We start from the raw sequence: 22187 nt of genomic DNA, 5'->3' as shown, positions 1-22187 counted from the left end.
ATTAGCATCTGCTTTTTAATTTTTAACGAAGAATATTTAATTAAGCTTGAGGTTTAATTAAGTACTTTTCGCCGGTGGCTTGTTTAGAATAAGCCGCGATTGACTGTAAATGTAATACCTCAGCTAATGACACTTCGTGCGTGTAGTTGCTCGCAAATGTAGTGGTGATTTCATCAGCAACGCGTTTGCGCATTTTCATTACTGTATCTGTGCCTAATTTACCTAAGGCATTAAATAACAAGAACCCGTTTACAGCCCATGCAAAACCAAAGTTACGGTTTAATGTAATAGGGCCGCGGTCTAGTGCACCATAAATATACACTTGTTTAAATGTATCAGAGCCATAAATTGTGTGCTCTTTCATATCGCGCGCAGCTGCAACTTCCATACAGTTAAGAATGTCACTTGTTAGTTGGCCGCCACCAATAGGGTCAAACGCTATAGTTGCACCAGTTTCGATTATTGCAGCAGTTAGGTCAGCAAGAAAAGTGTCGCTGCTTGAGTTAACAATATATTTTGCACCCATATCGCGCAGTAATTTTTCTTGTTCTGGTTTGCGAACAATATTAATTAAATCAACGCCATCGGCAATACAAATACGGTTTAGCATTTGGCCAAGGTTAGAAGCCGCTGCGGCGTGAATAATGGCTTTATGGCCTTCAGCGCGCATGGTTTCTACCATTGCTAGTGCGGTAAGTGGGTTAACAAAAGATGATGCACCTTCTTTAGCGGTAGTCCCTTCTTTTAGCTCTAGGCAACTTTGTACATTGGCACATATAAATTGACGATACGTACCGCCGCCAATTACTGCAACGGTTTTACCCATTAATGCTTGTGCGGCTGGTGATGAGCCTGCTGCTACTACGGTGCCTGCGCCTTCATTACCTACGGGCGTTGCTTTTCCAACACGGGTTTTAAGTGATGGCATAAATTGAGCTGGAACATCGGCAGTAATTACTGGGTCTTCATCAGTACCCGATTGTTTTGCAGTAGACATATCAGCTGCGCTGAATAAAACGCCTAAGTCTGATGGGTTTAATGGTGCAGCTTCAATGCGAATAACCACTTCATCGGCATTCGGCTTTGGCATCTCGATGTTTTTTAAGGCAAGTGTAAGTTTATTGTCTTCGCTGATAGTTGAAGTAAGTTGGATATTTTTATCTGTCATAGGTGTCTCCTGCAAAGAATTAAATTTGTTAAGCCAATAGCATTATTGTATTGGCGATACAGTCTTAGTAATTAAAAATTAGAATAGATACTTTTATAGCTACGCATTATTTAGCGTTTGCTGCTTGAATTTGCGCTTTCACTTTTTGCATAAATTCAGCCATATTTGATTGGCGATCGGCCTCTATGCTTTGAGCAATGGCTAATTGGCTCATTGATTCGTTCCACTCTTTCATGCCGGGTACTTGTGCAAGTACATCCCAATCAAGCTGGCTTGAGCCAAAGGCGCTAACAATGGTGTTTACGTAATAAACGTAAATGTCTGCCATTGTAAATTGCTCGCCTGCAATCCAAGGTGAAAACTTACACACGCTACTCAAAGCGGTTACACCACGCGTTAATACTTGGCGTACTTCGGCTTTAGTTGTGTCGGGTACTTCAGCGCCTGAAAATACATAAGGGATAAACCGTCTGCTTGGCAGTTCAAAATAAAGCTCTGCCATTTTCATAATTTGACGTACAACTGCGCGCTCACCTGCATCTGTAGGATATAGCGGGGTTTGTGGGTACGACTCTTCAATAAAGTCGCAAATAACACTCGACTCAGAAATATTAAGGCCATTAGCTGTTGTGATTGCAGGCACTTTGCCTGCAGGGCTGATTGCTAGTAACTCTTCACTACCGCCGTAAACAAGGTGTTCTTTAAATGGCAGTTGTTTGTGTAAAAGTACATGTTTAACTAGGTTGTAATAGTTACTAGCAGCAAAACCGTGCAAAGTAATCATAAGTCAGCTTTCCATTATTAACGTGAAGATACTAATTGCCAAAAAATGCAATTTAAGTCCCTGTCTTTAGGTTGAGTACATTATTACTTGTTTTAATTTGCTTATATATAGGGGAAAATGCGAATCACTTTTGTCTTTAAGACAATAAAGCATTTTATTTAATGGAGAGGCGACTTGGATCAACTAAAAGCCATACGGTATTTTATTAAGGTGGTTGAAACGGGCAGTTTTACCAAAGCCGCCAAAGCTTTTGGTGTGCCGCCTTCGTCGTTGTCGAGGCGAGTTGCTGATTTAGAAAAAAGCCTGGGGGCTACGCTTTTAAAGCGTTCGACCCGCATAGTTAAATTGACCGAAGTTGGGCAAATTTACTATAACGATGTTCAGCAAATATTAAATCAGCTAGAGCAAAGCCACGAAACTGTACGCAGTTATCAAACAACACCAATGGGGCGATTATGCATAAGCTCAATGGTGAGTTTTGGTGACAAAATATTACTGCCTCTGCTTGATGAATTTAGCGCGCTATACCCTGAAATTATATTAGATGTTAGCTTAAGTGATGAGCTGTCGACACTTGGGCGTGACGATGTTGATATTGCTATTCGCGGTGGCTATGCGCCAAATGAGCGCGTGCTAGCAATAAAACTAATGGATAACGGCTTTATTCCTGTTGCGTCACCCTGCTATTTACAAAAATACGGTGTGCCCACTAATGTTATGGAATTAAAGGGCCACAGTGGCCTTTATTTTAAAACGCCAGCGGGGCCAACGCCGTGGTTATGTAAAGTGGATGAGCAATGGCACGACGTTTCTGGGCCTGCGGTCGCTATTTCAAATAACGGATCGTGGCTGGCTAAAAAAGCGTGTAATGGCGAGGGCATTTTAATGTCAACTCGGTGGGCGCTCGACTCATACCTTGAGTCTGGCCAGTTGCAAGAGCTTAAGTTTGAGCATGAATTAGCGATAAGCCAAAATGCGACTATGGCGGTTTATTTGTTGTATCAAAAGCAGCGCTATTTAGTACCAAAGGTAAAAGCGGCGGTCGACTTTTTAGTACAAAGAATAAAAGAAACAAATGAAGAGTAATGAGCGAGCAGAATAGCGCTTAAGACTCAGCTGGGTAGTAAATAAATAGAGTGGTGAATTGTCGGATGATCCGACCTACGCTTATTCGATTTAGATTTATGCTTATTTAATTTATTAATGGATTGTTTGTATAAATAATAGGTAAAAAATACCTACTTAAGCTAAAGCTTTTAATGCTGCGTCCGATAAATTACTTAATAGGGTTTAGCGATTAAGGATAATCATGGTCAACAGTACTCTTGGCAGCCAGGCTAATTTAAGCACTTTGCTGGCTCAATCAGTTAGTAACGCTACCCAAAGCTCTGTGAGTCCTTCGCTACACACCAGCAGCGACCTTCAAGCTATTAATGATTTACAAACTAACGAGTCAAAAATAACCGATGGGTTATTAAGCCAGTTAAATAATGAAACTCTTGATGAAGCACTAGCCAGTAATCAAAATGTAGAGGACGTTTTAAAGCAGCAACTTACCTCGTTGTTTACTATTTCAAGCACGCCCAGCATGCTTAACTATAAACTCTCCGATGAAGAACTCGCCCTGCGCACCGTAATAAGCTCTCAGCATGAGGGGTTATTAAAAAACGAAAACAGCACCCAATTAATTGAACGATTAAATACATCAGTTAAAAATATTCAGGGTGCTTATGCTAATACTAGCGAGATTTTATCGAGTTTAGGTCAGCTTGGGCATGAACAAAAAACGTTTTTAGCCTCAAGCCAGCAACGTGTAGAGCGCTCGCTTAATCCATACATGGAAAGCCTTAATCGCGCAAAATACGAGGATGACGATAACTACCTGTTTGAGCTCTCGGTAAAAACTAAAGAAGGTGATGTTATAAACATTACCTTTAACTCATCGCAAGGTTATGACGAAAAAACAGGTGAAGCGATAGATGGCTTTGGCATAAGTTACGAAGTTAATGGTAATTTATCTGAGGCTGAACATGGTGCTTTAACGCAGGTTATGGCGGGTGTTGGTGAAATGGCCGATGAATTTTTTAAAGTGAGTGAAAATTCATTCAACCCTCTTATAGTGCCAAACCAAACAGACATGAGTTTAGATTTTTTAGCGGACTTTAATAGTGAACAGTTAGCCGGTTTTAATGTGTCGTTTTCGACAACGCAAAATGATGCGCTTGATACTGCCCAGAACACGCTTGATTTAAGTTACTCCATTGATGAAGCATCAAACCAGCAAGCACTTGTGTTTAAAGCCGCAGGTGAGCAAAACGACATTGATTTTGCACTCGATATGTCAACCATTGGCGCTAAAGACACGCAGCAAATGCAGCAGTATTTAGCGTCGCTCGATCAAAGCCTAGAAGATAGCCGAGTAAACAGTACTGAAGATGATAAAACATCGGCGTTTGGTAAAAGTGGCGATGAGGCAATGCAACAAGGTTTTGCATTGTTTAAAGGCGCTTTTGCGAGTATGTCATCAGCGGCTGAGCGTTATAGCAATTTGGAGTCACTTGCAGAACAGCACTTTAATGACGGGCGCGCCATGGTTGCCGATTTGGTTGATAACATAATTACAAACGATGCCCGTTACCAAGGGCTTGGTAATAAAGCGCCCAATACATTGGGTGCGGGTATTTCTAAGCTCGCTGATTTTGATGCTACATTTTCTTATTCGCTGGATAACGGCGACTATCAACCTAAAAGTACAATTGAGCTAAGCCAAGCGACTGAACAAGCCCAATTAGGGGAGCTTAGCGGTGTAACGCAAAGTAAAAATGTAAGTAGCCACTTTGATTATCAATATAGTCGCCCTGATTACTACAACAAAGAAGAGAGTTATAACGTAGGTACTGCGGTAAAAAATAAAGAACTTGTGGGGCTTGATCAGTATCACGAGGTTGATGTTGATACAAAAATGTTTGAGTTTAATCCACAAACCAATCAATACGAGCTGCAAATGGCGATGCAAGAACAAACCGTTAGTAAAAGCGACATTCGCTTAATTGACGATATTTGGCTTGAAGAAAACGAAAACAGCTACAACATGAATAAAAAAGAGCGTGTTGAGAGTGACGAAAAGCAAGACGAGTTTAAAAAAACAAGCAGCCACTCTCATAATAAGTTAGTTACCCTAATTGGTGATTTAGACAAGCTAGCTGAGAATAAAAACGTAAGGCGAGAATATTTAACTAACTTATCGCAAGTTAACTTTTTTATGGATAAAAAGTAACTGTTTTGAGTTGTTCACTCCACACTCAATATTGGGTATAGTCGTTTAATACCTAAATTAATACCTAAATTAAGAGCAACCTTATGTTTAAACAATTAATTTTATTGTGCGCTTTAAGTATGCCGCTTATAAGCTGCGCTGCTACAGCGCCATTTTCGGGCGAGATAAGTACGCAAGCACTGCTAAGCGACTACGATAAATTTAACGAGCAATACAAGGCGTATACACCAACAGCACAAGACATTTCATTAATGCAAAAGCTAGAAGGCAAAGAAGTTATTGTGTTATTTGGAACGTGGTGCCACGACAGTGAGCGCGAAGTTCCAAAGCTTATTAAGTTGCTTTCTACGTCGAAAGTACAACTTGCAAGCATTGACTACGTGGCCGTAGGTTACAACAAGCAAGACGATGCAGGCATTGCACAGGCTCACGACTTACAATACACACCAACGTTTATTGTTAAACAAAATGGCAAAGAGTTGGTACGCGTAATTGAAAAGCCAACGGGTACGTTAGCGCAAGACTTAACTCAGGGTTTGTAAGGTCTATTCTTATGTTATGGCAATTCAATTAAAAGGATGTATAAAGGTTGGTTTTCTGTGATTTGTTGCTAATTATAGCCTGTCATTTAACGTCAATTAAGTAAGCGTTTTGTGAGCATCAACCCGCGATTTTATTTATAATTAATATGGATATTTATGAAGTGCAAAAAGTGTAAATCAGGAATTACCTCCCCAATTGTTAAAACGACAAATATTAACGGGACTCCAATCGCGTCATCATCTTGCCCAGTCTGCGGTGAAAATTTAGATGGTTCAAAAAGATATTGGGTTTTATTAATTATTTTACTTATCGGCATTGGTGTAGCATCAAGGTATTTTTCTTAACTCTAGTTATATTACCTACACATGTGAATGAGCAAGACTTTGGTTTTGATTATTAGTCTTTTATTTTATCCGACTGATTTAGTCTTTTACTTTAAAGTTATGTGACCTATGAAATTAATGCGAACTGAAAAAGTTCAATTGTGGTTTATGATAAATGCCAACAAATTGTATGTAGCTGCCGCTGTTTTTGGTGCTATTTTTGTCTTGATTTGGGGGGATGCTTCTCAATGGAAATACGAGGAAGATAAAAATCACTTCAGCACCATTTTTTCATCCATTGATAGCCGAATTAGTTTTGTAAGGCATGGTTATTCAGGTACCAGTTTAAGAGTTGTTGTGAATTTTGATGCCGAAGGGCTCACTCTTGATGAAATTAAAAATATAACTCCAAAATATAAATATTTGATTCTTGAGCGCATTTGCAATGATTTAGAGAGTTTGAAAGTTTTAGAAGACGGCTACTATTTTGATGTGGATTTAAGGGATACCAGCTCTGAACACATGTTTAAAAATTATTTTAATTTAATAGTAAAGCATGAAAGGTGTATCACGTAACACAATTGAGTTTTAACTTAGCTAATAGGTATTAGAAAGACTAAAGGGCTCAAATTTTGACTTTAAAGATTAAACTTTATGTAAATTTGCTACTGGTGCCTTACTACTTACAGATTGCGAGCATTATTCACTAAACAGGCTTTTTTCGAACGCTTGCGCAGCATGTGAAGACGGCCTGTCTTTATAATGCAATTGATACAGTGGCCGAGAGAGTTGCTCGTTATTTTTTTGGCTCAGGCGTGTTAATTTACCTAGCTGCACTAAATCCTCAGTAACTACATTTGGCAATAAAGCGACCCCCATACCTTGAGCGACAGCCCTTGCTATTGCCTCGTTGCTGCCCAATTGCATACTGCGCTCTGCTATTACGCCATGCTCTGCTAATAACTTTACCGACATTTCTAAAGTACCCGAGCCCGGCTCGCGCAGTAGCCAAAATTGATTGTTTAACCATGCTTTTAAGTCTTTCGTGGGCTTAAAGTTACTCGGTATAACAACACTCATTAAATCGTTTTGCCAGTGCTTACTTATTATATGCGGCTCGGTAGGTGTGCCTTCAACCAGTGCTAAATCGATAGTGCATTCAAGTAAGGCAAGCTCAATTTGCGCGGTATTAGCAACTTGTACTTCTACTTTTATATGGGGGTATTGTGCGCAAAAATTGGCTAAATAGGGAGGTAGCCAATAGCTGGCAATGGTTGTACTGGTGCCTATAACGAGTGTGCCGCGCTTAAGCCCTGTGCGTGATTTAATATCTTCAATGGCGGCTTTTTCAATGGCAAAAATGCTACGTGCATGATCATACAAGGCTTGGCCACCCTCGCTTAAGGTAAGTTTTTTGCCTTTAGATGCACGCTCTATAAGTTGAATATTTAATTGGTGCTCAAGCTCTTTTAGCGCTTTAGATACAGCGGGTTGGCTTATAAAAAGCGCCTCGGCTGCGCCTGAAAAACTGCCAAGCTTTGCTACCGTATAAAACACCCTAAGTGCATGCAAGTTCATTGTGTCTCTCAAATTACATAACTTTAAGTTATCAAATCATGATTTTAATGTATTGGAGTTATATTTTGCGCTTTCTTAAAATGAAGTCAACAGTTTAACGTTGTTCAATTGAGAGAATATTATGCTTAGCGCTATTAAAAATTTGGGTATTAATACTAAGCAATACGGCGATGCGCGCTGGTGGTTAGGTATGCTGCTGGTGGCTGTTTTGGCGGGAGCATCTATTGCATTAAGTAAGTTACCCGTAATGCAAAGTGCCCAGTTTAGCTCTTTAACGATTGGTATTGTGCTTGGCATTATTGTGGGTAACAGTGTGTTTTCGCGCATTGCTACGCAAACCGATGTTGGTGTTGATTACGCTAAAAGTATATTGCTTAAAGCGGGGGTTGTGTTGTTTGGGTTTAGAATTACCTTTGCGCAAGTAGCGGACGTAGGTTGGGAAGGCTTATTAACCGATGTTGTAATGCTGTTAGGCACATTTATTTTGGCAGTGCAGCTAGGTAAGCGCGTATTTAAGCTTGATGAACAAACAACCATATTAATTGGCGCGGGTAGTTCTATTTGTGGTGCCGCTGCGGTTATGGCAACTGAGCCTGTAATAAAAGCGCAGGCGCATAAAGTATCGGTAGCTGTAGCAACGGTGGTGGTATTTGGTACGTTAAGTATGTTTGCCTACCCAATCATGTTTGATTACATGGGACTGAGTGAGCACGCTTACGGTATTTTTGTAGGCTCAACTATTCATGAAGTAGCGCAAGTGGTTGCAGCGGGCACAGCTGTAAGCGCCAATGCTGCAGATACCGCCGTTATAGAAAAAATGCTAAGGGTGATGATGCTTGCGCCATTTTTAGTGGGCTTATCGTTTTGGCAAAGTAAAAAGCATGCTAAAACAAACAATAACGTGCATGGCGGCGAGCGAAAAGCGGGTATTACAATCCCTTGGTTTGCAGTGTTATTTATTGTGGCAAGTGGTGTGCATTCACTCTCTATTATTCCTCAAGTGGCTACAAGCGCAGTTGTTTGGTTTGATAATATATTACTTACCATTGCGATGGTGGCTTTAGGTTTACGCACACATGTTGGCGCTATTCGCCAAGCGGGTATAAAACCGCTGTTATTAGCAGGCTGTTTATTTTTGTTTTTAACCTTGGGTGGTTACGCTATTAATATAGGTATTGCTGAGCTGTTTTAAACGTTACTTTGTAAAAGTTGATTGGCGGCTTAAATTGGCCAATCAACTTCGTTTAAGTTATCGAGTTGTGTACTTGCATTTTCATTACCTTGCCATTTATTAGTGTAAACAGCGTGCGGGTCAAACTGTAACGTTTGTTTTTCAATATTAAAGTGCCTACCACCACGCGGATCTACGCCTACACCTGCTATATATTGCCAATTACCCCAATTAGCGGCTACATCGTAATCAATCAGTTGCTGTTCAAAATAAGCTGCGCCGTATCGCCAATCAAGGCCAAGCTCGTTTACTAAGCAGCTTGCTGCAATTTGCCTTGCTCTATTTGATATATAACCCGTAGCATTAAGCTCATTCATAATGGCATTGACTAATGGGTAGGGTGTTGAGCCATTACACCATGCAGCAAAGCGGTTTGGCATAAATGTAGTAAGGGGTTTTGTTTGCTTTTGGCCTTTAAAGCTAAACAGGCTTTTACCTGCCTTAAGTGCATGCCATTTAAAATACTCTCGCCATAGCAATTCAAATTTAATCCAGTAAGTAGACTCGTTTGTTATTTGACTATGTTCGTACGCCTCAACTGCTTTATAAACTTGCCGCGCACTTACACAACCTAAAGCAAGCCAGGTACTAAATTTTGTGGTGTTATTAAAGCCATCAAGCTCGTTTCGAGTTATTTTATAAGTACTTGGTAGTAAACCTGAAAAGTATTGCTTTAAATGTGTTTGCGCACTTTTAAACCCGCCATGCATTACGCCATTATTTGCTATACGCTCTAAAGGTTTTTTAGCGCACAAGGTTATTGGCTGAGGGAGCAAACCGTTTGGTAATGTTGAAAGTGAAATGGGGCTAGTGGCGGCCTCTACCTTTTTACGAAACGGGGTAAAGTGTTTAGGTAATTCGCTTAAATCAAACGGTAGGTCACTTTGTTTAAAGAGCGTGTCTTGCTGCGACCCTGCAAATTTAGTATTAGGGCAATGTGCTTTGAGTAAGTTTATTTGGCATTGCTCGTACAGGCCAAATTGCTCGCTGTATACAACTTCATCAATATTTTGCTCATTAATACGCGCTTTCAAAAGCGATACAGGTTCGCCTTCAAGCACATGCAGTGTTTGCCCGCGCTCAATAAGTGCTTGTTGGAGTTCATACAAGCTTTGCATTAAAAACTGCTGTTTATGCACGCCATACGGCTTTTGTTGATAGTTATTATTTTTAAACCAGTGCGGGTTTATAACAAATACAATATCGAGCGCGCATTGCTCAGTAGCAAGATCGCTTAAAATAGGGTTGTCGTCTATTCGTAAATCGTTTTGTAGCCAATATAAAATGCGTTTGCTCATAGGTTTACTCAGGTTTTTAAACTCTAAAGCTCTACGAAGCAAAAGCGGGTAGGGATTAGTTTTGAGGTGTTTAAGAGGGTTTTAAAAAGAGGCGGCAAATAATACCGCCTCCTTTAATGTTAAATAGCCGATTTTTGTTTTGCTATCCAATCGTTTATTACGTCTTCTAATACTTCCATAGGCAGCGAGCCTTGGCCGATAACGGTGTCGTGAAAGCTGCGAATATCAAACTTAGCCCCGAGTTCTTTTTCAGCTTTTGCGCGCAGTTCGCGTATTTTTATTTCGCCCGTTTTGTACGAAAGCGCTTGGCCTGGCCATGAAATATAACGATCTATTTGATCCTCCACCGCACTTTGTGGCAAAGCAGTGTGATCTGCCAAGTAGTCAATAGCCTTTTGGCGGCTCCAACCAAAGGCATGAATACCGGTATCAACAACAAGTCTTACTGCACGCCACATTTCGTAGCCTAAACGACCAAAGTCGCTGTACGGGCTTTTATAAAAGCCGGCTTCTTTACCTAAGCGCTCTGTGTATAGTGCCCAACCTTCGCCAAATGCTGAGTGGCTAAGTGTGCGTCTAAATTCGGGTACATTTAACTCCATAGCAATAGCGTTTTGTAAATGATGCCCTGGTATTGCCTCATGTAAGCTAAGTGCTTCTAAATTATACAAAGGCTGTAGTTTAGGTGTTGAGGCTAAAAAATAAGTGCCGGGGGAACGGTTATCAGCAGGTGGCATATAAAACGCGCCGCGACTCGCTGAGCCTTTAATAGTAAAGGTATTACGCGGTAAATGATTAAAGTAGGTTGGTAACTTGCCATACATTTTTTGCGTAATAAAAGCGGTTTTTTCTAGCAGGTCTTGCGCGTCTGTTGCGTAAAATTGCTTATCGGTCGCTAAAAATTCTAAAAAATCGCTGTATGTGCCATCAAAACCTACTTCATCAATAATGTTTTGCATTTGCGTTTTTATACGCGCCACTTCTTTTAAGCCAAGCTCATGTATTTGCTTTGGTGTGGCATTGGTTGTGGTGTAATAATTAACTGCATATTTGTAATACTCAAGCCCGCCTTTAATGCTTGCAATACCCGGCTGGGCTCTACAGTTAGGCATGTAATCGTTTTCAAAAAAGTCGTAAAAATGCTGATAAGCAGGGACTACTTTTGAGCTGATTAAGGCCTTTGCTTTATTTTGGTATGTGGCTTTTTGCTCTGCTGTAAACGTGTTTGGTATACGTGTAAAGGGCTCGTAAAGGGCACTGTTTTCAGGTTGTTTAACAATATGCGCGCTAATGCTTTGGCTGTAATTTTCAAAGGTTTTGCAGTAATGAGTAAAGCCTGTTTTTATACCTTCTTTCATTAAATCAATATTTTGCTGATTAAATCGAGGGTAGTCGGCAAGGCTGATTAAAAATGCGTTGTAATCGTCGGGTGTTAAAAATGCCATGTTAGCGGGGGCTTCGGCAAAATAAGTATGCCAGCCACTTAAAAAATTAACCGGAAAATACTTATCTTGATAAAGGTAGCTTTGCTGCTCTGTTTCTCGCTCATATTTAAATAAGCGGTAGTTCATTAGCTGCTCGTTGTTGAGCGTTTTTGGGTCAATGCTGGCTAAGCTTTTTAGTACGCTGTTGTTATAAGCTTGGCGCTTTGCAATGGCTTGCTCGCTCCAATTTGGCAATGTACCGTTTGGCTTCCAGCCATCTGGATCGGTACGAAAAAATATTTTTTCAGCTTTAGCGTTTTGCCAGTGGTTATCAATAATGGTTTTTAAATCAGTGTTACTGTCGGCTAAGCTCGGTAGCGATGCAACCGCTAAGCATATAGCTAGAATACTTTTTTTAAACATAGTCATCCGTTATTGGCGAGTTTGTTATTATTTATCGCGCTTTTTTATTTTAATTTGTGCTCAATATAGTACCAAGTTAACTTAATCAATGCGCTTACTTTTATAACTAGTACCTTTTGGTTTTACTTTTTGATTGAACAAATTTCACTGCGTAACTGATTGGCGTACTAGTTTATTGTTTTATCAGCGTTTAGAATGACTAAAACTTATTATAAAAAATGACCGTCATGTTTAATAAAGTAATTACCTTAATTGATGAAGCAAACAACCAAGACCCAAATACTGAGCAGCACAATGGACAAAGCTTTCCAAAAGAAAGTTTATACGCCTTGCGCATGAGCGAAATGTTAACTCGTTTTAAACCAGATGCCGATGAACTCATGCAAATTGCAGTGCGTGCACAGCATATTCAGCGTTGGAAGTCGCCACGTAGTGATTTTGAAATGAACAAACAGGGCTATCATCAGTGGCGCAGTGCACTTTATATATTTCATGCTAGCAGCGTGGTTGCGCTCATGAAGCAAGCTGGTTACGGTGAAGCTGAGCAAAACCGAGTGTACGATGCGGTCGCTAAAAAAAATATTAAACGTAACCCAGACAGCCAATTAGTAGAAGATGTAGCAAGCCTTGTATTTATTGAGCATTATATGCTTGGGTTTGCCAATGCAAAACCAGATTACAATGAAGAAAAATGGATTGGTATTATTCGCCGTACATGGCAAAAAATGTCAGATGAAGCCCATGAGTTTGTACTTGCAGGTAATATTACATTGCCAGAGCCCCTTGTTGGGCTTATTCATAAAGCACTTGAGTAAAGTAGTGTAGCTAGGTATTAAAATAAAAAGGATTTTTAGAATGTTATGCCCACGTACAAATACCTCTCTTGAGCCGTTATTAATTGGCGGCATTACTGTTTTTACGTCAGCGCAAGGCGGCGTATTTTTTGATAACAGCCAAATTTTTAAATTTAGCTCGCCAGAGCTAAAGCATGGTCAGGTATTACTTAAGTATTTGAGTAATTATACCGAAGGTGAGGGCGAAGTCTCATCGCGAGTAAATTGCCCAAAGTGCCCAAGCATAGTGATGATGCGCCGGTATTTCTCACCGCTCAAAGTGGTTGAGATAGACGAATGCCCTGGTTGTGCAGGAATATGGCTTGATAGCGGCGAGCTGGCAAAAATACACGAAAACCATTTAACCCCCCGAGAGCGTAAGCTGTTAGCCCACGAAATGGCGACCAATCATGGGTTTATAACTATTAAGCCGCCAAAATCAAAGTATTACCCCAAAGCGCCTAAAAATGTTCAAGACACCACAGTTGAACGGCTGGTGCAATTAGCATTACTTAATTTTCAGTAATAAAAAACGGCGTACTAAAAAGTACGCCGTTTTTCTGTAATAGATTAACGCTTATGCAGTTTATTTATTACGGTTTTCTTTTGCAAACGCACGTATTTTACGTTTTTGCGAAAGCGTTACTTTATTCGTACGCCCTGCGAATGGGTTATCACCTTCTCTAAATTCAATTTTGATTGGGGTGCCCATAATTTTAAGTGCTTTACGGTAATAGTTCATCAGGTAGCGTTTGTAGCTATCTGGTAAATCGTGAACTTGGTTACCATGAATTACAATACGCGGCGGGTTATAACCACCGGCATGCGCATATTTAAGCTTAACACGACGACCACGAACAAGTGGCGGCTGGTGATCGGCTTGAGCCATATCCATAATACGGCGAAGCATTGCGGTGCTAATACGCTTAGTTGCTGACTCGTACGCTTCATCAACCGATTCAAATAAATGACCAACACCTGTACCGTGAAGTGCAGATATAAAGTGTAAGCGTGCAAAGTCAATAAAGCCTAAACGGCGATCAAGCTCTGTTTTAATACGATCTTTAACGTAGTCGTCAAGGCCATCCCATTTGTTCACGGCAATAACAAGCGAGCGGCCTGAATTAAGCGCAAAACCTAATAAGCTTAAGTCTTGATCAGAAATACCATCGCGCGCATCCACAACAAGTAAAACCACGTTACAATCTTCGATTGCTTGTAGTGTTTTAATTACTGAGAACTTTTCAACTACGTCACTTACTTTTTTACGCTTACGAACACCGGCTGTGTCAATTAACACATACTCTTTGTCGTTACGCGTCATCGGAATATAAATAGAATCACGCGTTGTACCTGGCATATCGTATACAATTACACGCTCTTCACCCAATATGCGGTTTGTAAGTGTTGACTTACCAACGTTAGGACGACCAATAATCGCAAGCTTTACAGGTTTGTCTGCAAATGCTTGATGATCGGTATCATCACCTTCGCCTTCTTCGTAAAGGTCGATTAGTTCTTCGTCATCACCTGTTACTTCTTCATCTTGAGCAGCTAGTTCAGCAATAAGCGGCTGAAGTGTTTGTTCAAGTAATAGGGTAATACCACGGCCATGTGCAGCTGCAATATGATGTATTTCACCTAATGATAATTGGTAAAATTCAGCACAGTTTGAATCTGCATCTATGCCGTCGGTTTTGTTGGCAACAACAAAGCACTTTTTCTCTTGTTTACGCAAGTGATTAGCAATGGCTTGGTCAGCTACGGTCATACCTACACGAGCATCTACTAAAAACAGAACAATGTCGGCTTCTTCAATGGCTAGCAGAGATTGATCTGCCATTTCGATTTCGATGCCTTCTTCTGAGCCATCAATACCGCCCGTGTCTACCACGATAAATTCATAGCCATCGTAACTAGCTTGGCCATATTTTCTATCTCGTGTTAAACCTGGAAAATCGGCTACGAGTGCATCACGAGTACGTGTTAAACGGTTAAATAATGTGGACTTGCCCACATTGGGTCGCCCAACTAGAGCGATCACGGGAAGCATAAACTACCTCTTTAAAAAACAACAAAAGGCTTCGCAGTGCGAAGCCTTAAAAAAACCATATGACTATTAGTAACTTAGTTTGGTATTTTTACCATACTAACTTCACCATCACGGGTGTATAAAATTAGCTTATCGTCGGCAACAACTGGCTCAACAAAAAAGCCTGAGCTGTCAAAGTCTTCGCGAGATACTAGCTCGCCAGTTTCTTTATTTAGCCAATGTAGGTTACCTTCTTGGTCGCCTAAAGCTAAGTGGCTACCTGCAACTGCAGGGCCTGTTAGGTACCAACCACGTAGAGCGGGTTGGCTCCAACGTTCAATACCTGAATTTTTATCTAATGCGTAAATAACACCATCGCTATCTACTAAATAAATTGTTTGTGCATCCATCGCAATTTCGCGGTAGCTGCTGTACTCACGTTTCCACACTACGTTGCCAGAGCGAATATCTACAGCAGCTAAGTTGCCGTTGTAAGCTATAGCGTAAGCGTATGGACCGCTAATAAGTGGTTGAGTGTCTACGTCAACTAGGCGTTCAAATTCTGATGCGCCTTTAGCAACCGCAATTTCTGCGCTCCATGCTGAGTAACCACTGTCTGAAATTAAAACGCTTAGCTTGCCTGTTTCAAGGCCTACTAATACACCACCGTTGGCAACAGTTGGCGAGCTTTGTCCGCGTAATGTTAGTGGTGGAACTTCTTGTTCAAAACTCCAACGCTCTTCGCCCGTATCTGGGTGAAGGGCTAACAATTTACCAGAGCCTAAATTTACAAATATTAAGCCATCGCCTGCTGTCGGTTTAGACAGTGATTCGCCTGGTACATTCTTACGCCAAACTTCTTCACCGGTTTCGCGATCTAGGGCAATAATAAAGCCGTGTTCAGAACCTATATAAATTTTACCATAGGCTTGCAAAATACCACCTGATAATTTTGCATTACCGTTGTCAGCCCATGGCCAAAACGATAAATCTTGGCGTACATCGGTTTCCCATTTGGTATCGCCGTTAGTAAGCGAAAGCGCTTCTACTTGGCCTTCGCGGCTAGCAACATATACAGTATCTTTGTAAACAGCTGGTGTTAAACGAGAAAAGTAATGCTCTACGCCATCACCTACAGATTCTTGCCAAACAACGTCAGTTTCAAATTGGTTTACAATTTCAGGAAGTACTAGTTCATCTTCATCATCACTTGATGAACAACCCATCAGTGTTGCCATACATAGGGCAAGGGCTGCTGTTGTAAATTTTTTCATACCTAAAACCTTATGCCGCTGGGCTAGTTACTGCTAGGTCATCTAACTTAATTTGTAATAGTGGGTTACTTGTTAATCCACCCGCATCTATTGCTGCTTGATATGCAGTACGTGCTTGATCTTTGTTACCTTGCTGTGTGTAAATGTCGCCTTTAAGCTCGGCAACGTTTGCATTGAATGCTTCAGGTAATGGTGCATTTAATGTAGTTAATGCATCGTCATAGTTAGTTTGTGCAATTTGAATTCGCGCTAAACGTGTAATCGCAATTGCTTTTAATTCTGTATTTTCAGTATTAGACACTATCCAGCTTAGCTTTTCGCTTGCTACGTCTAATTTTTTTGCTTCTACAGCGTCTTTTGCAGCAACAAATGCAGCAAGTGTTGCGTAGTTTGTATCTTTATTTTCGCTAATAAACGCATCAGCTGAAGATAATACATCATCACTTTCAACAAGCGCTGTATATGAATCTGATGCTTTTTCAGCGGTAGTAATTTGGTTTTGGTTATATGCTTTCCAGCCATATAAGCCACCAAGGCCAACAAGTATACCTAGTGCAAGTGAAATGCCGTTTTCACGGAAAAAGCGTTTAATGGCTTCTGCTTGTTGTTCTTCTGTTGAATAAATATCCATTCTTACCTCTAATGTTCGCTTAGCCGTTAATAAGCTCAGCTAATAGCGCTTTAGCTTGTTCTAATTCTAATGTGACTTGTTCTTTACGCTCGCGTAAATACTTGATGGTCACAACGCCTTTTTCTAATTCATCTTCACCAATAATCACTGCAACAAGTGCATCGCTTTTATCAGCACGTTTTAATTGTTTTTTAAAGTTGCCGCCGCCCGCATGCACCATAACGCGTAAACCCGGTACGTCTTTACGTAGTTGCGCTGCAATTGCAGGAGCTTGAATGCTTGCTTTGTCGCCCATTGCTGCTAAATATACATCAGCATTACGACGAATGTCACCTACACACTCAAGCGCTTGTAGTAATAACACTAAGCGCTCTAGACCCATTGCAAAACCAACTGCTGGCGTTGCTTTGCCGCCAAGCTGTTCAACTAAGCCGTCGTAACGACCACCAGCACATACTGTGCCTTGTGCGCCTAAGCTGTCGGTTACCCATTCAAATACGGTACGGTTGTAGTAGTCTAAACCACGTACTAACTTTTCATTAACCGTATATGAGACGCCAGCAGCGTCTAAACGTTCACATAAATTTTCAAAATGTTCTTTTGATTCAGCGTCTAAGTTTTCAGACAATTTAGGCGCATCAGTTAAAATTGCTTGTACGTCTGGGTTTTTGCTATCAAGTACGCGTAGTGGGTTTGAATACATACGTCGTTTTGAGTCTTCATCAAGCACATCAATGTGTTGCTCAAGGTAGGCTACTAACGCATCACGGTAATCTGCACGCGCTTCGTTAGAGCCTAAAGAATTTAGCTCTAAACGAACGTGGTCAGTAATACCAAAGGCTTCCCATAGTTGCGCTGTTAATAAAATAACTTCTGCGTCTATGTCGGCTGTGGCAATACCAAATGTTTCTAAACCAAATTGGTGAAACTGACGGTAACGACCTTTTTGCGGACGTTCGTGACGAAACATTGGACCCATGTACCAAAGGCGTTGTTCTTGGTTATATAGTAAGCCATTTTGGTTGCCAGCACGTACGCATACTGCGGTGCCTTCTGGGCGAAGTGTTAATAAGTCGCCATTGCGATCGGCAAAGGTGTACATTTCTTTTTCTACTATATCGGTAACTTCACCAATAGAGCGTTTAAATAAGTCGGTTGATTCTACAATAGGAAAACGAATTTCTTGATAACCGAACGATGCTACTGTCTCGCGTAAAATGCTTTCTACTTTCTGCCAAACTTGTGTATCGCCCGGCAGACAATCGTTCATACCGCGAACTGCCTGAATTTGTTTTGCCACTGATAAATCCTAAATGCTGTTTATGTGTAATAAAAAATGCTTACACAACAAGAATGCTAAAAATTGACCTGACATTATAGCGTTTTGGTCATAAAGGTAAACGCCAAACACCGCTGTTTGGCGCTTTATACGGTATTTATTCGACTATTTTAATATCGATAGGTGTTTGCTGCTCTTTTTGAGCAATAAAGTCGCGCACGTAGCCTTCGAGCTGGTCAACAATATTGTTGTTGTCAATACGCGCTTTTTGGCGCTCGCCATTAATGTATAAACCTGAGCGACGGTTTGCACCGGCAAGGCCTATATCACTCACAAGGGCTTCACCTGGGCCGTTTACAACACAGCCAATTACCGAAACCGATACAGGTTCAATAATATCTTCAAGGCGCTCTTCTAGCTGGTTCATGGTGCTTACTACATCAAACTCTTGACGAGAACAGCTTGGGCAGGCAATAAAGTTAATTCCGCGCGAACGTATGCGCAGCGATTTTAAAATATCAAAACCTACTTTAATTTCTTGAACAGGGTCAGCTGCAAGCGACACTCGCAGTGTATCGCCAATACCTTCGGCAAGTAGCATACCTAAACCTACGGCTGATTTAACCGAGCCAGATCGCATGCCGCCCGCTTCGGTAATACCTAAATGCAGTGGTTGGTCTATTTCTTTAGCGAGTAAGCGATAGGCGCCTACCGCTAAAAATACGTCTGATGCTTTTACCGATATTTTAAATTGGTCAAAATCAAGGCGGCGTAATATATCTACATGGCGCATTGCTGATTCTAATAAGGCTTCAGGTGTAGGCTCGCCGTATTTTTCTTGTAAGTCGCGCTCAAGTGAGCCGCCATTTACACCAATACGAATAGGAATGTTATGCTCGCGAGCCGAATCGACCACAGCTCTTATACGCTCTTCGCTACCTATATTACCTGGGTTTATGCGCAGACAATCTACGCCGTACTTTGCCACTTTTAAGGCTATACGGTAATCAAAGTGAATATCGGCTACTAGCGGAATAGTCACTTGTTCTTTAATACTTTTAAACGCTTCAGCTGCGTCCATAGTCGGTACTGATACACGCACTATGTCGGCACCGGCATCTTGTATTGCCTGAATTTGTGCAACGGTTGCATCAACATCCATGGTGTCGGTGTTGGTCATTGATTGCACAGCAATAGGGGCGCCGTCACCAATAGGGACGTTACCTACATTGATACGGGTGGATTTTCTGCGTTTAATTGGGGATTCTGAAAACATAGCGACTACTCTGCTAGTGGTAATGTAAATTTGGCTAAACGGTTTTTAGGAAATGCAGAAACATCTACAGGTTCGCCGTTTAAAGTAATGTCTACAGCGTCATGCTTACCAAGCACAACTGAAAAAGGAGGCGTTCCGCTTACGGTCATGATGTAGCCTGCTTTTTTAACGCCGAATGCTATTTTTTCGCCTTCGCCATCGTAAATTTCAACCCAACTTTCGCCGTTAAAGTTCATAACAATTGTACTGCTAGCATCTTCTTGGCTTTCGTTGTTAGATGTAATAGGAGCCGTTTCTGTAACGGCTTCTGGGCTTGTTGATGTTTCAAGCGTATCTTTTGATTCTAATAGTGATTCGTCGTTAATTTCGGCTTGTTGCTGTTGCTGTAAAATACTGGGTTGAGCTGCTTGTCGTTCACTCATTATTGAGTTGGCAACGTTTATTTTACTGGTTTGCTCTTCAATGGGGGTGGCGTTTTGCCAAAACCATAAAGCAGATGAGCCAATAACAATCGCTAAAATTAAATAACTAAAAAACATTAAACGGCTGTCGCTTGCTTCTTTTTCTGTTCGGCGCGAAAAGCTTTGCATATTAGCGGGCTTGGTCGGCTCTGGTGGGGCCGGCATCATTGCTAATATAGGTGCGCTATCGACTTTTAATTCACGGCAATAATTTTTTATATAGCCTTTAACAAAAGTGATAGGGCCTAGTAACGCAAATTCATCATTTTCAAGGCGTTTAATTTGAAGTTCAGACAGCTTTAACGGTGCAGCAATAGTTGCGATGCTAACGTTTGCTTGCTCTCTATGATTTTTTAGTATTTGGCCTACAGTTGGCTGTTCGCTCTGTGTTTGCGTATTTTCTTCATTCATAATGTGTATGAGTCTGGATCCACTAGTAAAAGTCTGTGCCCTGGTTTTAATGCTATATCAGGACTTAATTTATTCCATCGCATTAATTCATCAATTAATACATGCCGCTGGGTAGCTATATCGTAAAGGGAATCACCAGCTTTAATTTCGTAATAAATATTAGGATCGTTTAGGTATATTTTACTTCCATTCATTACCCGATCCGACTCTTTTAAACCATTCCATTGCAGGAGTTTTTGTAGTTTAACATTGTATCGCACCGAAATGCTAAATAGGTTTTCGCCAACAGCAATTACATGAAATGGCACGCGTAAAGGCGATACTTTAGGATTAAGCATTGGAAGCTCAGTTTTTTGCACTGCTTCGTAGCTTTTAAATTCAATATCAGCATTATTTTGATAGTTGCTGTTTTCAAAAACGGTTGTATTTTTAGTCGCTTCGTAGAATACCACGTCACTACTGTTTTTTTGATTCGTAACTGCAGGTGCAGAATTACTGTAGTTACTAGTTTGCTGCGAATTAAACTGGCCTGTTTTAGGTGCGCCAAACGAGATTATTGTTACCTCGTCATCGGCTTTAGCCGGTTGTTTTGTCGCTATAACTTCTTTTTTAGGTTCTAAAACGGGCTGTGCTTTTTCAGGCGCTGCTACTATAGAATCTGCAGAGTCATGCTCAGTAGTAAGTGCAAGCATAACAGCCGATGTATCGGTAGGATTGCTTGGCGCGACGACTTTAGGAGCTTCTTCTTTTTGGGTCGTTACTTGTTTTGCTATTACGGTTGCTTCGTCGGCTTGCGTACTGAGCGTATTTGGCAATGCTTGAGCTTGCTCTTCTCTTGCTATAACTGGATTTACATCTTGGTTATTTGCTGTTGCGAGCTTTTTATCTGTTTTTTGCTCGTTGTTTGTTACCAAGCTTGTTGACCCGTCCTCTGGCGAACGTTTCTTTCTAATAACTTTTATTTTTGGCTTTGAACTAACGTGCGCGCCGCTTGCGTCATTTTTTAGTTCTTTTAACTGCGCTTTACGGTATTTTTCTCGCAGTATTTCAAACTCATTAAAACGTGTTCTTTTCTCTTTTAACGCATAGGCTTCGTTGCTGGTAGAGTAAGTTTGCAAAATAGTGTTTGAAATTTTTTCAGCTTCTTCAATTCTGCCCATTCGGTTTTTTACAAGATAGCTAAGCATTAATGCGCGAGAAGATACTCGACCCGTACTTTCATAGCGTTTTAAAAGTTCACTGGCTTTGTACAAGTCACTTTTAGCGTAATACAGTGCGGCTAAGCTAATTAATGTAGATGTTCGCTGAGAGCTGTGATTAAGTGCCTGTTGAAAGTAGCTTTCTGCATTTTCAAAATCATCAAATTCAATAGCACACAAGGCTAAATTTTCGTAGCTTTCGGCAACGCGAATATAACTTGGTACTTCAATGGCTTTTAAAAATTGATCAGTTGCACGATCGTATTCATCAATACCACATAAAAACACACCGTAGTTATTGAGGGTGTTAGGATCGTCTGGCTTGATTTCAAGTGCTTTTTGGTAGGCTTTATCTGCTAGCGGGTTTTCGCCCACTTGTTGGTAGTAATAAGCAAGAGAGTAATGTACTTCAGGTAGGTCAGGAGCAAATGCTGCTGCACGTTCTAAATTGTATTTGGCTTGAGAATTATTACCCGTTTTTAAATACTGTAGGGCTAAAGCAATTCGTGTTCGTGCTGCGCCAGTATTATTAACTTTATTTTCGACGACGGGTTTATTACTGCCGTTATAACTACTTTCGCTCACACAGCCACTTAGGGCAAGTGTTGATAGTGTTATAGCAAGTATAGATCGCATTACCTTATCTCTTTATTTTTAGTCCATGTCGCCTATCTTACCTAAAAGCTTTACTCTTGCATCATTTATTTAAAAATAAACAACTTAACAGCCTTATATGGCTTAT

At 40.8% G+C, this 22187-nt stretch carries 19 protein-coding genes; 7 read left to right on the top strand and 12 right to left on the bottom strand.

The genetic code is table 11. From position 1 onward, the window contains the following. Window positions 1-40: 40 nt before the first annotated feature. Window positions 41-1168: a zinc-binding dehydrogenase gene (locus JG479_RS19525; RefSeq protein ID WP_007583457.1), complete on the bottom strand. Its 1128-nt coding sequence runs from the start codon at window positions 1166-1168 to the stop codon at window positions 41-43. A 106-nt stretch (window positions 1169-1274) separates the two neighbouring features. Further along, on the bottom strand, window positions 1275-1952 hold the full coding sequence (locus tag JG479_RS19520) for a glutathione S-transferase family protein (RefSeq protein ID WP_138490209.1): 678 nt from the start codon (window positions 1950-1952) through the stop codon (window positions 1275-1277). 174 nt (window positions 1953-2126) lie between these two features. Between JG479_RS19520 and JG479_RS19515 the strand changes: the two genes are divergently transcribed. The 4 genes from JG479_RS19515 to JG479_RS19500 all read left to right on the top strand — a co-directional run bounded on the left by JG479_RS19515 (window position 2127) and on the right by JG479_RS19500 (window position 6671). Then, entirely contained in the window at window positions 2127-3038 is a 912-nt protein-coding gene (locus JG479_RS19515; RefSeq protein ID WP_197121078.1) for a LysR family transcriptional regulator, read from the top strand. A gap of 223 nt (window positions 3039-3261) precedes the next feature. Then, window positions 3262-5229, top strand: coding sequence for a hypothetical protein (locus JG479_RS19510; RefSeq protein ID WP_200220488.1), 1968 nt, complete (start codon window positions 3262-3264; stop codon window positions 5227-5229). Window positions 5230-5312: 83 nt separating this feature from the next. Next, window positions 5313-5771 (top strand): thioredoxin family protein, encoded by a 459-nt coding sequence (locus JG479_RS19505; RefSeq protein WP_200220487.1) that lies wholly within the window; start codon window positions 5313-5315, stop codon window positions 5769-5771. 453 nt (window positions 5772-6224) lie between these two features. Beyond that, a complete protein-coding gene (locus tag JG479_RS19500; protein ID WP_200220486.1) occupies window positions 6225-6671 on the top strand; it encodes a hypothetical protein in 447 nt (148 codons plus the stop codon). A 123-nt stretch (window positions 6672-6794) separates the two neighbouring features. Here JG479_RS19500 and JG479_RS19495 read toward each other — a convergent pair whose 3' ends face one another. Then, window positions 6795-7673 (bottom strand): LysR family transcriptional regulator, encoded by an 879-nt coding sequence (locus JG479_RS19495; protein WP_200220485.1) that lies wholly within the window; start codon window positions 7671-7673, stop codon window positions 6795-6797. Between the two features lie 121 nt (window positions 7674-7794). On the opposite strand from JG479_RS19495, the gene JG479_RS19490 reads away from it, so the two are divergent. Beyond that, on the top strand, window positions 7795-8865 hold the full coding sequence (locus JG479_RS19490) for a YeiH family protein (RefSeq protein ID WP_200220484.1): 1071 nt from the start codon (window positions 7795-7797) through the stop codon (window positions 8863-8865). A 29-nt stretch (window positions 8866-8894) separates the two neighbouring features. On the opposite strand, the gene JG479_RS19485 is transcribed toward JG479_RS19490, so the two are convergent. Together JG479_RS19485 and JG479_RS19480 are read right to left on the bottom strand one after the other, a co-directional pair. Further along, window positions 8895-10202 carry a DASH family cryptochrome gene (locus JG479_RS19485; RefSeq protein WP_200220483.1) on the bottom strand — a complete coding sequence of 436 codons (1308 nt, stop codon included), beginning with the start codon at window positions 10200-10202 and terminating at the stop codon, window positions 8895-8897. Between the two features lie 119 nt (window positions 10203-10321). Continuing rightward, entirely contained in the window at window positions 10322-12049 is a 1728-nt protein-coding gene (locus JG479_RS19480; protein WP_200220482.1) for a DUF885 domain-containing protein, read from the bottom strand. Window positions 12050-12276: 227 nt separating this feature from the next. Here JG479_RS19480 and JG479_RS19475 point away from each other — a divergent pair, with 227 nt between their 5' ends. Both JG479_RS19475 and JG479_RS19470 read left to right on the top strand, forming a co-directional pair. Then, window positions 12277-12864, top strand: coding sequence for a DUF4202 domain-containing protein (locus tag JG479_RS19475; RefSeq protein ID WP_197121983.1), 588 nt, complete (start codon window positions 12277-12279; stop codon window positions 12862-12864). A gap of 40 nt (window positions 12865-12904) precedes the next feature. Beyond that, a complete protein-coding gene (locus JG479_RS19470; protein WP_200220481.1) occupies window positions 12905-13408 on the top strand; it encodes a TFIIB-type zinc ribbon-containing protein in 504 nt (167 codons plus the stop codon). Between the two features lie 60 nt (window positions 13409-13468). On the opposite strand, the gene der is transcribed toward JG479_RS19470, so the two are convergent. The 7 genes from der to pilW all read right to left on the bottom strand — a co-directional run bounded on the left by der (window position 13469) and on the right by pilW (window position 22081). Beyond that, window positions 13469-14935 (bottom strand): ribosome biogenesis GTPase Der, encoded by a 1467-nt coding sequence (gene der / locus JG479_RS19465; protein WP_200220480.1) that lies wholly within the window; start codon window positions 14933-14935, stop codon window positions 13469-13471. Window positions 14936-15009: 74 nt separating this feature from the next. Next, window positions 15010-16188, bottom strand: a complete 1179-nt coding sequence (bamB, locus tag JG479_RS19460; protein ID WP_002961301.1) for an outer membrane protein assembly factor BamB — start codon at window positions 16186-16188, stop codon at window positions 15010-15012. Window positions 16189-16198: 10 nt separating this feature from the next. Then, complete coding sequence (locus JG479_RS19455) at window positions 16199-16819, bottom strand: YfgM family protein (RefSeq protein WP_002961300.1); 621 nt, start codon at window positions 16817-16819, stop codon at window positions 16199-16201. Between the two features lie 19 nt (window positions 16820-16838). Beyond that, window positions 16839-18119 (bottom strand): histidine--tRNA ligase, encoded by a 1281-nt coding sequence (gene hisS, locus JG479_RS19450; protein ID WP_008168943.1) that lies wholly within the window; start codon window positions 18117-18119, stop codon window positions 16839-16841. A 136-nt stretch (window positions 18120-18255) separates the two neighbouring features. Next, window positions 18256-19374, bottom strand: coding sequence for a flavodoxin-dependent (E)-4-hydroxy-3-methylbut-2-enyl-diphosphate synthase (ispG, locus tag JG479_RS19445; protein WP_002961295.1), 1119 nt, complete (start codon window positions 19372-19374; stop codon window positions 18256-18258). Window positions 19375-19379: 5 nt separating this feature from the next. Then, window positions 19380-20246, bottom strand: a complete 867-nt coding sequence (locus tag JG479_RS19440) for a RodZ domain-containing protein (RefSeq protein ID WP_200220479.1) — start codon at window positions 20244-20246, stop codon at window positions 19380-19382. After that, window positions 20243-22081 carry a type IV pilus biogenesis/stability protein PilW gene (gene pilW / locus JG479_RS19435; RefSeq protein WP_200220478.1) on the bottom strand — a complete coding sequence of 613 codons (1839 nt, stop codon included), beginning with the start codon at window positions 22079-22081 and terminating at the stop codon, window positions 20243-20245. The genes JG479_RS19440 and pilW overlap by 4 nt, the downstream gene beginning before the upstream one ends. Window positions 22082-22187 lie beyond the last annotated feature (106 nt).

The organism is Pseudoalteromonas sp. LC2018020214, from assembly GCF_016598755.1.
Classification (GTDB): Bacteria; Pseudomonadota; Gammaproteobacteria; order Enterobacterales; family Alteromonadaceae; genus Pseudoalteromonas; species Pseudoalteromonas distincta.
Note: the sequence above shows the minus strand (reverse complement) of the source record. Positions and strands in the feature narration are given on the sequence as shown.